Origin of the sequence: Cohnella hongkongensis, from assembly GCF_042654645.1 — a bacterium.
Lineage (GTDB): Bacteria > Bacillota > Bacilli > Paenibacillales > Paenibacillaceae > Cohnella > Cohnella hongkongensis.
The window spans coordinates 1-14,832 of sequence record NZ_JBHSEP010000037.1 but is presented as its reverse complement, the minus strand read 5'-3'; the positions used below and the strand labels follow the sequence as shown (position 1 = coordinate 14,832).

Below are 14,832 nucleotides of genomic sequence, written 5' to 3'. Positions count from 1 at the left end.
CCAGTCGTATTGCCCGTCCCCAGTTGGCCACTTAGATTATTGCCCCATGTCCATACCGTTCCATCTTCTCGCAAGGCTATGGTATGAAGCATACCGGTTGCTGCCGCGACTGCCGAATCGATTCCCGTTACTTGTACCGCTGTTGTTTTATTCGTCGTCGTTCCGTCTCCGATTTGGCCCGAGGTATTGTATCCCCATGCCCACACCGTTCCGTCCGGCTTCACATATACCGTATGGTTCGACGCCGTCAGAGGGCTGCTGGTAACCGCACTCTCCGCTCTAATCCAGCCAACTGCCGTCCATTCGGACCACGCTGTCTCGTCCTTCACCTTTACTCGAACTTGCAAGGCCTGATTTATCGGCAAATCCGTATCTACCGTCCAACTCGTTGTACCGGCCTGTGTTACGATCCCCGAATCCACTACAACTTGGTCCGATTCATCCAATACCTGAACTTGATACTGGCTAAATACTGTTAACTCAGCATCGGTCATCTGCCACGAAATTGAAGGTTTAGTTATATAGCTTACGGATGGCGAAGTCGGTGTGCCTAACGGATAAACCAAGGTCACAGCCGGTGCATGGTTTTCAATCATTTGTACCGGAGTCAGCCGCTGCGTTACCGTACCATCGCCCAGCTGTCCATAATTATTGGATCCCCAGCTCCAAATCGTCCCATCCTGCTTTACCGCCACACTGTAGCCCAGACTTGAACCTCCATTTACATTCGCAGCCACATACGTAATATCCGTCAGCCCAAGCACTTGAACCGGCGCAGTTCGCGTTGTCGTCGTCCCGTCTCCCAACTGCCCGTTGGTATTTGCTCCCCAACTCCAGACCGTTCCATCCGATTTGAGAACCAAACTGCTATACGTCCCTGCCGAGATCGAAATCACGTCGCTTAAGTTGCTCATCTCCGTTGGCGTCTTGAACGAACCGCCAACACCCGTGTTCCCCCATGCCCAAACACTTCCATCCGACTTGAGGGCCAGCGCATGAGTATATCCTGCTGAAATCGCCGTTACATCAGCTAAGTTCTCTACCTTCACCGGACTTACACGTGTGGTAGTCGTTCCATCTCCTAACTGACCGTTGGAATTATTCCCCCATGCCCATACGGTTCCATCGCCTTTTAGCGCATACGCAGATAGAGGTCCGGCTGCGATCCCCACTACACCGTTAATGCCATTTAGTTTTACCGGGTTATTTCGTTGTTGCTGGGTTCCGTCGCCCAGTTGTCCATAATTATTGCTTCCCCATGCCCACACCGTTCCGTCACTTTTCAACGCATAACTGCTGTTTCCGCTGGCGGCAATTGCGATCACTTCCGTCAATCCGGCGACTTGCCCAGGAACGTTCCGACCAGTCGTATTGCCCGTCCCCAGTTGGCCACTTAGATTATTGCCCCATGTCCATACCGTTCCATCTTCTCGCAAGGCTATGGTATGAAGCATACCGGTTGCTGCCGCGACTGCCGAATCGATTCCCGTTACTTGTACCGCTGTTGTTTTATTCGTCGTCGTTCCGTCTCCGATTTGGCCCGAGGTATTGTATCCCCATGCCCACACCGTTCCGTCCGGCTTCACATATACCGTATGGTTCGACGCCGTTAAAGCCCCCACATTGGTTGTGTCTAAATAATTACTTTGAACCGGATTACTGGCTTCTGATTTATTTCCTTCAGCATCTTTAGCTATTACTGTAAAAGTATATATAATGTTTGATGCTAGTCCTGTAACCGTGTAGCTGGTAGTGTCCGATGAACCAATCAGCGAAGCTCCTTCATAGATATCGTAACCAATTACTGCAACATTATCTTCAGATGCTGTCCATGACAGAGTTACTGTTGTTTCCGTTCTCTCTGAAACAATAAGGCCAGTTGGAGCACTAGGAGGTTGTGCATCCGTGTTGGTGACAACCTCTATCTCCATACTTGCAAGAGAAACATTTCCGTCAGCATCTCTTGCTTTAACCGAAAAACGATAAATAGTATTTGGAGCTAAATCAGTTACTGTATAGCTTGTGGTATCGGAAAACCCAATCCAAGAGGCCCCTTCAGAGATATCATATCCTGATACACCAATATTATCTGTGGATTCATCCCACGCCAATGAAACAGTTTGATCCGTTTTTTCTAAAACTTCTAAATTAGCAGGGGCACTTGGCGCTTCAAAATCCGCGTTTGTCGTTACCTTAACAGATGCACTTGATACAGAAAGGTTCCCTGCTGCATCTCTCGCTTTCACTGAAAAACTATAAACAGAATTTAAAGATAGGTCTGTTGCCGTGTAGCTGGTATTTACAGTCGAACCAACGTAAACCCCGCCTGAAAATACATCATACTCAGTTACGCCGATATTGTCTGAGGAAGCTGCCCATGTTAACGAAACTGTTGTATTAGTTTTGGACTTTACAGACAAATTTGTCGGTGCCGTTGGAGCTTCAGTATCCCATTTTAAAGTTATTTCGTCTTCAAATCCCTTCGGAACCACTATTGTATTCGAAAAATTTTGTCCATTATTAATATTTACATAGTTATAACTAATCGACAAATTTCCAGAATCGTTTACGTAATTCACATTAGTAATTCCAGTATTGTGAAGATAATTAATTGCTGTTGTATTTGCCCTAACTTTTCCTTGTTGCCCTTTGATTTCAATGTAATACCAACCATTTGCGTAAACCTCGATTGGAGCAACAGTAACTTTATTCAAATTACTTATATTCCCCGAATTATCTACCGATCGAGTGAATATCGTAATATTTGAATAATCCGTACTTGTAACTGTTAGTGATTGATAATAATCAACCCATTCTCCAGATTCCCCAATTCTATACTGGGTTTTACTTATTCCGCTACCATCATCCGTCCCCACTATTAACGTAATTCGTGCACCATAATGCTTCCAAGTAAGATTATCAATCTTGGTCCAAGCAACAGAGTCCCGTTTGACTACAATATCAGGTGCAGGAGGGCTTTTTTTATCTATTTTTAATTCAATTGAATTTTCATCCTCAATATTCCCAACTTTGTCAACTGAGTAGAACTTAATCGTAATTACACCCTCAAAGTCGATTAAAATTGGAGAGGAATATTCTGAATATGGCTGATTGTTATTTTGACTCTCAATTGAATAAAAAGTTTTATCAACTCCCACACCGATACCATCATCAGAAGTTAATTTCACAATTACATCAGAGTTGTACCACTCGTTGTTCAAGTTTCCTTCTACTACATAAGTCGAAGTTGGCGCAATCGTATCTTTTATCGTGTCATTAATCTCTTCGCTTTCATAGGACCTATTGAACGCTTCATCTATTGCTACTATCTTAAATGAAACATTAGTACCAAGTTCAAGTCCTGAAATTGTATAAAAATTGTCTATTATATTTTCTACAAACACTCCGTCAATATAGACCTCATACTTGATGCTGCTTAAATTATCTGTTGATTGATCCCAGGTAAAAGAAATACTCGATTCCGTTCGATCGGAAACATGAAGGTTTGTTGGAGACGATGGAGCAGTTTTGTCAAGTTTGTACTCAAATTTCTTTTCTTCCTCCACATTACCTGAGATATCTACAGAGTAGAATTCTACAATATGGGTTCCTTCTTCTCTTAACACTAGAGGAGTAGTGTATTCCACTACTGGTAAATTATCTATCTTGTAAAAGGTTTTGTTTATTCCACTGCCTAAGCCATCTGTTGCATCCAAGGTTAATGTAATATCCGTCGTATACCAACCATTTGTAATGCTGCCTTCAACTATATGATTCGTAATTGGCGGAATTAAATCTAAGACAGAAGATTTTACTTCTTCACTAGCAATAGACTTGTTGCCTGCTTCGTCAATAGCAACTACCTTAAATAAAACATCCATACCCAAACTAAGATTGTTAAATGTATAAGAAATATCGTTTATTGTATCAACCAGAATGGAATTACGGTAGATCTCGTACCTTACATTGCTAATATTATCGGTCGCTTTGCTCCAACTAAATGTAATGCTTGAGTCACTCCGATCTGACACATGCAAATTAGATGGCTGACTTGGCGCTTCCGTATCGATTGCAAACTCAATTTCCTTATCTTCTTCCTTGTTTCCAGCTTTATCAACGGAATAATATTTAAGGGTATTGATTCCATTTACCGATATCTCAAAAGGTGCTGTGTATTCCATTAATGTACTGTTGTTTATAGAATAATAAATCTTCTCCCCTCCGTTACCGTCATTTAGTTGCAGGCTGACAATTACGGGAGTCCGATAGTAGTTGTTAGAGCCTTCTTCTCCTGTCAGGTGATGTGAACTTATAGGAGCAATGCCGTCTAGGTATTCTGTAGGCGTAAGCACAGAAGTAGCGTGCAGCACTTGAATATTACCATCACCGTTATAATCATAATTAATGTCCATTAATGCTGTATCAGGTTGACCACCAGAAACAGCAAAATTAATCTCGGTAGTGTCTTTAATACTAACATTGTTCAGAACATTTACTGTAACTGGTCCAATGTTCTCGTATTTCGTAATGCCAATACTCATATCGCCTTCATCATATCCAGTGATTGCAAAACTTACGTTTACACCTTGCTCTACAAATATGAGTTTCGATTCTCCAACAATTTCATACGCTACACCTTCGATTTGATTTTCCACAAAACCATGTTCATTGACAAACGCAGTGTTGCCAAATTGATCAGTAATTAAAACATTAACCGGGCATCTGATATCCAACGCTGTTCCGATTACAGAAGATACGTATGGTCTAGGATAGCTAGAAGGACTAATAGGTGAATTATCGACCACGATCGACTTTACTATTTCAAACATAGGAGAAACATTAGTATCTGTATAAGGCGAAAGGATTCCTACATGAGTTTGGTCAACATAATAGTTAGTAGAATTTCCAACTCTGTCGAATTCCGCACTAATTAGAGGAACCACTTTATCCCCTTTCCCCCAAATTGCCATAAACCTTTCTGAACGATTGCCAGCATCTACTCTTGTATTAGGAACTTCCCGAATTAATTTTATTATAGTAGAGCCACGAGTTCCCACAATCCGATATTCCTTAATTGAAGAAGGAAGCGCTCCATTTTCAATAACATATCGAAATGACGTCGGGCTTTCAGGATCCTCATACAGTGTTGAGTTATGTTTAGTATTTATATATGATTTCGTTCCCTCGTAAGTGTCAACATTGTTTTTGGGTCTTAACCAATCATTAAATTTAAAATAACTCTTAAAATCAGTAGAATAAACTCTATCATAAGCATCAACAAACTTTTTACTTGGGAGCAGTTGATATACGGATGGAAAATTTTGAACCATAGTATGGGCCTCATTTATAGTAAATGGGAAATACCCATAACTGGTAGCATCTAAATCATCGCCTGCAATTAGGCCTTGTAATGAACGTACGGTACCTAAGTTAGGTGCGACTATATTGATAAAAGTTTTTACCTTTTGCTGAGAGCTTTGATCTGTTAATAAATAGTAACGAGCAACCATCCCACCCATGCTATGAGTGATAATTGTTACTTTCTGTCCAGGATATTGTGCTGAAACATTATTTACCGCCTGTTGCAGTCGAACTGCCGCCTGACGAAGATCTGTTCTCCAGTCGTATGCAACCTTAACCACTTCAACATTTCTGTTACGCAACTTATTTAAGAACTTTTCACCGTAATCAACATCAATTGAGGGTAAAGGCCACAAATCAAAATAAACTCTTTCAAACACTTCACCAACACTAGTGTTGTATTTTGGTGTTCCGTTTGTATTTAGGGCTAGAGGGTTGTAAGATAATGGAAGACGCATAGTTGGCCATTCCACCCTCCCGTTTTCTTTGATTTGTGAATTCATAAACCCAGGAACATAGATCACAATATCCTTTTTCTTCACAAAATTAATTGGCCCAATTGTCTTCGTGGTAGTATTTCCGCTTATATCTTGTACTTCCAAAGTAAAGAGATAACTCCCCTCCGTTGGGGCTAGAAAGGAATACCTTGTAGCAGTCGGGCTTACAATGTACTCTAGTGGACCAAAATTGTCCCTCTTGACAATAAATTTCTGTGAAGCAATTCCATATTTATCATAAGAGGAAATACTAAAATCAACATAGCTTTCAGTATAATACGGGGCGTTTCCAGAAATTGAAAAGTTATTTATTGTTGGTTTCACATTATCTGCAAGAGTTTTTCTTGTATGCGTAGAACTCAGAGCACTCAGCTCTCCATCACCATTTTTGGAAGCAACAGAAAAAGAATAAGTTCTATTGGGTAATAAATTTGTAACGGTATAAGAGTTCACATTTGTGGAATCTAAATACTGCCCATCTTTCTGAATACTGAATCTTGCTCCGTTTATGGCATTCCAACTTAGAACTAATGAATCCTCAGTAACATTTGATGAGCTTAGTCCTGTGGGAACAGGAAATAATGTTCGTTTTTTAATCGTAGTTGGGCTACTAATGGATCCAGATGTATGTTTTGTTGCCACGCTTAATGTGTGTAGTTGATTTGCTTGTAAATTTGAAAATGTATAAGTTCTATTGCTGGTAGTCCCAACAACAGATCCGTTTAGCCTTATCTCATATTGAAGACCACTTCCCATGTTGTTCCAATTAATAGTGATGCTATTGTAATTTAATGCACTAACATATAACCCTGTAGGAGCATCGACTGTGAGTGACTCTGTTTTCGGCGTAGGAGAAATTACAACATAGGCACTGCTACCGTAATTATTTACAGCCGCGACTTCAATAGGGTAGTAAGTATTCGGCTGAAGATTAAAATAGGTATAAGTGTAATTTTGTGTATTCACTACATTGCCGTTCATTCGAAGATTGTAACTGGTGGCACCACTGGATGGGCTCCAATTTACCTTTATCGTTTCAGAGGTCGACGTATAGAAAATACCCGATGGAGCACTTGGAGGACTTCCTGGAATAGGGGTAGAAACAACATATACTGTAAACCAGTTTACAGTAGTCGTTCCAGAATAGGCATATTTAATTCTATACGTACCCGGAGTCGTGAACTCATTAGTATTCCATGTATAAGAAATAGGAACGCCTGCTTGCTGATTGTTGTATGTAGTTCCACCAATTTTGTCATCTGCAGAATTAAATACGCCAATATATACAATTGATTTCGTTTCTTCCAGTTTGAGAGAAACAGTGGCGCTTTGTCCCTGACGAACAGTTTGTTGATCCCCCACTTTATCATATGCAGAAATAGATACATCTCCTTCCTCTGAATTACCAACAGGAGGTATCCACGTATATCCATCTTCTGTATTTTCAAGTGAGACTGGCGGAATCGGGACTGACGAGAGCCCTAAAGATTTGGCTACGTTCACAATCCCATACCCGAAATGAGAAGGTTCTCCGAGATCCGTAGCGTTGAAATACATATTTGTTTTAACTTCTTCAGCCGTCCAATCACGATTTTGAGACCATATTAAAGCAGCAGCACCAGCTACGAAAGGAGCCGAAACAGAAGTTCCCGAAGATAAGCCATAATCCCCATCTTGAGTAGTGCTTAAAATCGCATTCCCGGGCGCAACCAGATCAAGCTCTTCACCGGTACTTGAAAACACAGAACGCTCAAAATTTTTATTTACTGCACCGACAGATAAAACTTCAGGGAATAATGCGGGATATAACATCGTGTTTTCACCAGTCCCCTCATTTCCCGCTGAAGCCACGACAATAATGCCGGCATCTGTAGCACGCTGGATAGCTTGGTGCAAGATTTGACTGGGTTGATGCCCACCAAAACTCATCGAGATAATATCCATTTGATTTTCAATTGCCCAATCGATACCTGCAATAACGTTACTGTATTTTCCGTTGCCGAACTGATCTAATACTTTGACGGAGTACAATTCTGTCTCCGGTGCAATTCCAACTACACCAGTATTATTTATCTTCGCACCAATGATACCAGCTACATGTGTCCCGTGACCATTGTCATCAAAGTTACTATATACACTATCGATAACGGATATGCCGCCGGATATATGAAGATCAGTGTGTGGGGAAATCCCGGTATCTAGAATTGCAACTTTGACGCCCTGGCCTTTAATTCCTGCTTGATGTGCAATATCCCCACCAATTGCTGGCACCCCCCAGGAAGTGGTTTCGCCTGAAAGATTCCTATAAGTATAAGAGTCTCCATTTTTAGTTGGCACACCTTCCTGAAGCAAGGAAACAGTTGCATTGGGTTCAACGTACTCCACCAGAGGGTCACTTAACAGTAACTGCTTTTCTTCTTCTGTTAGAAATAACGTTATATAAGACTGCGATGGAGTATAAGCAATTGAACTTTGTAAATCTCCTCGTCCCTCCAAAGCTTCATTATATGGCAGATTTTCTTTATAGGAGATGATATATTCAATTCTTTCATTATTTTCATCCGAATGTTCAAAAAGGCCTCCAGATGCAGTTACTTTACTAGGTATTGCATATATGGTGGATAAATTTGAAGAAAACAATACAAGTGCTAGCAATAATAAAGCTGCAGACTTGAGTAACTTCATGGGAATTTCTCCTTTTGAGTAAATATTTAGATTCGATGAGAATATTTTAATGTTATATAATGATTTTTCTAGAGTGAAGGACTGAAAATAATTCAGCCCCTCCTCATCAAACCGTACGTGAGGTTTTCCCTCATACGGCTTTCCGATGTTCGTCATTCATGCGCATGCGATTTACAAAAGCGTCTTTAGTCCATGCATTTGGTTTAGTTGCCTCACTTCATATCCAGAGCTGCGCCAGTTTCTTCGCTGGCGCTTCTTCGCGTACCACTTCGTCAGCCGCGTTCGGATATACCAGTCCAACTTGGTCATCCATTTCGTGCTAAACGGAGTCGCATAGTAGTTTTTCCAGCCTTGAATCCTCAAGTTCAGCCAGTCCACATGTTCTTGAAACGACTTGTGCCGCATGTTCGGCGGCGCAAGTCGCTCCTTTACCACTTCCCGAATATGCTTCTCCGCTTTTGTGCAGAGCCATTGCTGAGTCGTGTAGTACACGCGGCTCTGTCCTGTTTCGGCTTTCGCCTTCCGGTGGTGCATGCCGAGGAAGTCGAATCCTTCTTCTCCCGTCCATAACCCCACGATTCGCGTTTTCTCCGGATGCAAGGTCAATTCCAGTCGCTCCATTATCGCTTGGATCAGTTTGTACGCATGAAGCGCATCCTTCCTTGTCTTGCACACGACGACGAAATCGTCTGCATACCGCGTCAGTTCCCCGACTTCTTTGCCATGCTTCTCCCATAATCGGTCGAAGTAGTTCAGGTAGATGTTTGCCAACAGCGGGGATATGACTCCGCCCTGCGGTGTGCCTAGGTCGGAACGCCTTACCGTTCCTTCCTCCATCACGCCTGCCCCGAGCCATTGCCGGATTAGCTTGAGAATACGCCTGTCACTGATGCGCATTTCCACCAGTTTCATCAGTTTCTCTTGGTTAATGTTGTCGAAGTATCCTTGGATGTCGACGTCGACCACCCAATTCCCTTTGCGGTTGCACGCCTTACGAATTCGTTCCAGAGCTTGTTTCGCGCCTCGTTTCGGACGAAAGCCAAATGAGCACTCCTGAAAATCAGACTCAAAGATGGGCTCCATAATGAGTTTGGTTGCCATTTGTACGACGCGGTCTCTAACCGTCGGGATGCCGAGCGGGCGTTTCCGCCCGTCCTTCTTTGGAATGTAATGGCGGCGTACGGGCTGAGGATGGTAGGACTTCTTCATGAGACGTTCTTGGCATTCCGCTAGGAATCGATCTTCACCGATCTTCTCGATGTCCGCCAAGGTTTCCCCGTCGATGCCCGCCGCTCCTTTATTTGCCCGTACTCTACGCCACGCTTCTTCCAGCACATCCAACCGTTGCACTTTGTCGTACAGCGCATGGAACTTTCTGCTTTTGCTTATCTTGGCAGCATGACCTAGCTTCTTTTGGAGTTGTTGAACTTTTTCCTTTGGTGTCGTTAGCCATTTGGCATTCACTCACTCGTACCTCCTTGAGAAGCTTGAACAAAGCAGGGCGCCTTCCCTCCAGCAGGTTGTGTTGTCCTGCGTTCTTCGGTACTATTCGCCCCTCGGACTCCCTTCCTGCAGATGGCTCACTTCACCTTTGGCTTATAGAGCATCTCGTTACGAAAAAAAAACTTCCGTGCAGGGGAGGGTCTCCCCAGTTCACTGCCTCTTCTTTCATACCATGCCGATCCCCATACGCCGGAGGATTCCTCGCTGTCGCTCCAAGATCTAGACAGCTTCCGTGGTCTTCATCCATATATGCGAGACTCGACTTCCTCTTTTCCCTCTTGCGAGGCCTTTTTGACGACGCGGCAGGATTCACTTCATGTTACGGCCTGGCATGTCGCTCGCCCTGCCTCTGGCAGGTACTTTTGTCGATACGCTTTTACGCACAGATTTCGCAATGCGCAAGTATCCAAGCTACGTGGGGGCTTGGCCCCTCCCACGACCGGATTTTCACCGGCTAGAAGATGCGTGCTTAGCTGGGCACGCCATATAGCAAAAAATGCCGTTTCTTGTCGAAACGGCATTTTAATTTTATTATAGAATGGATTTATAATAGATTTAATTTTTTTTAAATCTCAGTTTAAGGTGGATACCGATTAAAAACAATAAAACAGGCATAAAATTAAAAGGGAGTACTAACAATATATTAGGCTCGACTACACCCTTGAATAGATTTAAGATCACTAATGAATGAGAGATTATCGGATAGTAAAAGATCCAAGCGATTCCATTCCCTAACATTCCGGAATTTCCACCAGAAAAACTGAGTAACAACAAAAAGAACCAAATTATACAACTCAATATGCTAGGCCACAATATAGATATTAATAATTCCTTGATGTCCTCAGAAAAAGCTAATCTATAGCCGACAAAAATATAAATAATAGCAGAAATTAAACTAAAGATATTAAAAAAATAGTGCCAATAATTAAAATGATGGTTGAAAAAAAAGATAATAACCACACATAAAATAAATAAAAATGACGAGCCAAAAAATAATAATAACGTGATTTTCTTATTTTTTTCCACAATAGACGCCCCCACAATTACCTCGACTAGAAACAATCCATAAATGGAGATATCCACAATATTAATTATACATGTTAGTCAGTTTATTATCGATATAATTTTCTAAAGTTCATTATAGTAAGGGATGAAACTGGAGCAATATAATCAACTTGAGTGTTGCGATTTCCTGAGGAAAGCACCTCAAATGGGCAAACCTTTAGTTGGTATCGGAGAACAGCAGTTTAGGCGGATATCTTGAGATACCTAAGGATGTCGAATAACGGCTTCTTTTCAAAGGCTTGCTGATAAACATACACGATGATCTGCCCGAAATACGCTTGCCGAATTCGGTACACCACATCTCCAAGCGTGAGGTGCTTGTCGTTCTTCATCCAGTCCTGACGCTGAGATTCCAAGAAGTGCTGCGTCAGAAACTGTTTAGACATTCGATAAAGCTTCTAAAATCATGGCATTAACTTAGTTTTGTCGACAACAAGATTTTTGCAACACTCAAGTAATCAAGCTTTAAGAATGCGGGATTAACCGTGCTCGACAAAGATACCTGAACAGCCTTTAGGAGAAAGTTGGAGCCATTCAAAAAACAAACAATACAGGACGAAGCGGATCGCTTTCTCCGCCTTTTCCTGTTTTTCGTTATTCCTTATGCTTCTCCAAAATGACGGGAACGCGGGGCTCAGCCGCAGCCGAACCCGTCACAGCGGATTCGGCTCCAAGCTGAACCGGAACTTCACGTCCTCCCCGTACTACATCAAGAAGTTCGTTTCCCAAACCAACAGCGGGGCCTGTCGAAGATGGCTTCCATCGTCAAGCTGATCGGGAAGCTGGCGCGCATTGTGATTGGCATGGTTCAACGGGGAGAAAAGTACCGGAACACGCTACCACAGTTGGCTGTCGCCTGAGTGACGATGCATCAGGGAGAAACGTACCGTACGCCGCTTACGTGACGCGTAACAGGCTCGCTCACCCGTCGCTTACGAATGCTGATCCATTTGCAGGATTCATCGACAAAGAACGCACAGAGAACCGAGTGTGACAACAGTTAGGGCGAAGACCCGTCCCCCAAACACGATCGGTCTTCACGCCTTGGTCAGATACAACGAAGGAATGGAAGGGCGATGACCCGTTGAGACATGGGAGGGTGAACCGCCAAAGGACGAGTGGAGCGTGCAGGAGAGCACCAGACGAAAGTACGGCATGACATACCTTCTGTTCCCGCATACCCGAACGCGTTTCCGACGGACAACCGCCTGCTCGTTCCGCCACCGCATCTGACATCAGCATCGATGAAATCCTGCGAATGGCTGAGTATTCGTGAGAAAAACCCTTAAATAGCCTCTCGGAATTAGACAGGGGTTAAAGGGGAGATGACGGAGGAAATACGAAAATAGAGCTGGAAATAATGGATTATGAAAACCAGTTTCAAAAAAGAGTAGACTCCGCCAATTTGCGAAACGGTATTTTCAAAAAAATTAGGCGATTGCTGGATAAAACAAGGATTTCAGTTTGTCCCATTCGTCCTTCTGGCTGACGTACCAGGCATCCATGTGCTGGCAGATCATAATGCCGTAGATGCGCATGTACCACATCATGGTGGAGCGATGCCGCCCGAGTTCCAGATGGTAGTCAACTTTCTCCCGCTTGTTGGAGCGCTCGATGGAGGTCCGACGTTTGTAAATGAGCTTCCACTTCTCCGAATCACGCGGGGTTTTAGGAAACAGTCGCGGATCATCGCTGGTTTTCGTGTAGAAGGTGCGACCGTACTTGGCGGTAGAACAACCGCATTCAGGCGAACATCTCCACTTGCGACGATGCCGTTTGAGATCTGTGCCATTGGGCTGCATTTCCCTGCCCTTCGGGCAAATCGGAATCCCCTTTGGGGAGATTTTGATCTCGCTGGATGTTTTGCTGGCCGTATTCTTCTTGGATCGAATGTTCAGGTCAATAAAGGGCTCCATCCCCTGATGCGCCAGAAGGAGATAAATAGATTCGGCGTCATGAGCGGCATCAAGGAGCATCTTATCTACCGTGCCCAAGGCGAAACGTTGCTTGAATTCAATTGCGCTGACCACCAGACTGACAGCGTCGTGCCTGGAAAGGCTGCAGTCTGGGATATAAAGGCAAATCGTGTTTGCTGTCCGCTGCGGAGATCATGTACAGGTGGTACCCGTTAAAGTACCGTTCCCTGGCGCTATCCCAGCCCGAGTTGCAGTCGGGTTGGGAGTAAATACGATGAGAATGATTGCATTCAGCTATACCGCAGGCACGACAATCACAAGACGGTTTGCTTCGGGGATAGGCGCAAGTCTCGACTGGTGTACCATCGCCGGCGGCGCTAAGCGCCGAGAGATCCCCGAGCAAACCGAGCTTTACCGACACCGACACAATCTGGGATTGAAAAAAATCGAATAGCTTGTCAGCAGGCAAAACCGTTTTCTTATCCGCATGGCGCATCATCCATTTCACCAAGCGCTCGACTCTGCCGGGTGTTGTGGTCGGGGCCTTCTCGCCTTTCTTCTTGCCCTTCTTGGTTTTGCCTTTGCATCTACGTTGTTTCCGGGGTTTGATGTGTTTGTCGACTGCCCCCCCACAGACGCGGAAAGAAGTCGTAGAACGTGCCGACGCCGGAAATATCGTCCAAAGGGAAACCGCTAAGAATGGCGTAGATCGGCGTACGCTTCATTTCGTCAACCCATTCGGTAATGCCCATGTGGGGATTGGTCATGAGAAGGAGCAGGTAAGAACGCAGCATAGACGCCGGGTCGCGGGGTTCAGGCCCCTGATCCGAGTAGTCGTCTTCGAGCATTGTCGTGATGGCGGAAAGATCGGTCATCCAGAGTTTGGCAGCAAGCGGCCAATCTTTGTTGATGAGGACAACGCCGGGACCGTAATGGGTGTGAAGCTGATGAAGAATAAAAGCCTGGTAATCCGAATGCGGAACGAATACAGGTTTCAAGTGGAACACGCTCCAATCGCGAGTAGTAAGGGTCATACCCCTTCGCGCGATTTTGGAGGAATTTGGAACTTGCCAAGTGTTTTTTTAGGGTTTTTGCCATGTTTGAAAAATAGTTTTTCCAATTCAACATGTGGCTGCAATAAAAAATCCCCCCCCCCCCCCAATGTTGTCAACTTAAGCTATAGGCCGCGTCGTTTAGTCTTGGTGAACTTGTTGGCCTTTGTTTGCTTTTCGCGTGGGAAAGAGCGATCCTTAACGACGGGGACAATATTGCGCTGAAGTTCTTCCACGAACTTGGCATGAAGCTGTTCCCGTCGTTCGTCATCCTCTTCCAGCATCATCACGATCAGGCGATTACGCAACTTGCCAATCAGTATATTTTTATTGATCCGGTATTCCGTATACTTCAGCGCTTGTGTGCGTTGTTTGTCTTGCATCGCTTGCTCTGCCTCTTGTTCGAATACGGAAGCCATATTGCTCAGTAATACCGTCGCGTAGAAATCCTGTTCGATTAATTGCGGTTTCAGTGCGGAAAAATTCTCAATTTCAAATTTATGTTTGAGTTCGTCAAAGCGCGTCTCTATACCCCAACGTTTAAAATACAGGGGTTTGCTCGCTTCGTAACTTAATTCGTCTGCACCTACGTTGGTTAGAAGCGTTTCGATCTCTCCCGTGGGTAGTGTATTTCGTCAAGCAAAAATCCCCAAAAAAATCGTGCATTTTTCCCCATCTTAGTCGTGGGGAATTTTTTAGCGGATGAACAGCTAGAAATCGGGGGTCGTCAGCTTCTTGTACAACTCCAAATTT

7 protein-coding genes and 1 pseudogene are annotated in these 14,832 nt (G+C 43.9%); 1 reads left to right on the top strand and 7 read right to left on the bottom strand.

Features of this window, described 5'->3' with window-relative positions; translation table 11 throughout:
* The 4 genes from ACFO3S_RS27545 to ACFO3S_RS27530 form a co-directional block, all read right to left on the bottom strand.
* Nucleotides 1–8,543 (bottom strand): alpha/beta fold hydrolase (locus ACFO3S_RS27545; protein ID WP_378102885.1); only part of this gene is annotated, 8,543 nt, incomplete at its 3' end.
* A gap of 171 nt (nucleotides 8,544–8,714) precedes the next feature.
* Complete coding sequence (gene ltrA / locus ACFO3S_RS27540) at nucleotides 8,715–10,007, bottom strand: group II intron reverse transcriptase/maturase (protein WP_378102882.1); 1,293 nt, start codon at nucleotides 10,005–10,007, stop codon at nucleotides 8,715–8,717.
* A gap of 1,286 nt (nucleotides 10,008–11,293) precedes the next feature.
* Nucleotides 11,294–11,497, bottom strand: coding sequence for a hypothetical protein (locus ACFO3S_RS27535; protein WP_378102879.1), 204 nt, complete (start codon nucleotides 11,495–11,497; stop codon nucleotides 11,294–11,296).
* Between the two features lie 1,044 nt (nucleotides 11,498–12,541).
* Nucleotides 12,542–13,141: a hypothetical protein gene (locus ACFO3S_RS27530; protein WP_378102877.1), complete on the bottom strand. Its 600-nt coding sequence runs from the start codon at nucleotides 13,139–13,141 to the stop codon at nucleotides 12,542–12,544.
* Between the two features lie 160 nt (nucleotides 13,142–13,301).
* Between ACFO3S_RS27530 and ACFO3S_RS27525 the strand changes: the two genes are divergently transcribed.
* Complete coding sequence (locus ACFO3S_RS27525) at nucleotides 13,302–13,481, top strand: hypothetical protein (RefSeq protein ID WP_378102874.1); 180 nt, start codon at nucleotides 13,302–13,304, stop codon at nucleotides 13,479–13,481.
* Nucleotides 13,482–13,614: 133 nt separating this feature from the next.
* Here ACFO3S_RS27525 and ACFO3S_RS27520 read toward each other — a convergent pair whose 3' ends face one another.
* The 3 genes and pseudogenes from ACFO3S_RS27520 to ACFO3S_RS27510 form a co-directional block, all read right to left on the bottom strand.
* The gene (locus ACFO3S_RS27520; protein ID WP_378102872.1) at nucleotides 13,615–14,025 is read right to left on the bottom strand and encodes a hypothetical protein; all 411 of its coding nucleotides are present in this window, start codon (nucleotides 14,023–14,025) and stop codon (nucleotides 13,615–13,617) included.
* 179 nt (nucleotides 14,026–14,204) lie between these two features.
* The gene (locus tag ACFO3S_RS27515; RefSeq protein WP_378102869.1) at nucleotides 14,205–14,462 is read right to left on the bottom strand and encodes a hypothetical protein; all 258 of its coding nucleotides are present in this window, start codon (nucleotides 14,460–14,462) and stop codon (nucleotides 14,205–14,207) included.
* A 45-nt stretch (nucleotides 14,463–14,507) separates the two neighbouring features.
* Nucleotides 14,508–14,690, bottom strand: a pseudogene (locus tag ACFO3S_RS27510) (transposase); the annotation flags it as partial.
* Nucleotides 14,691–14,832: the final 142 nt, after the last annotated feature.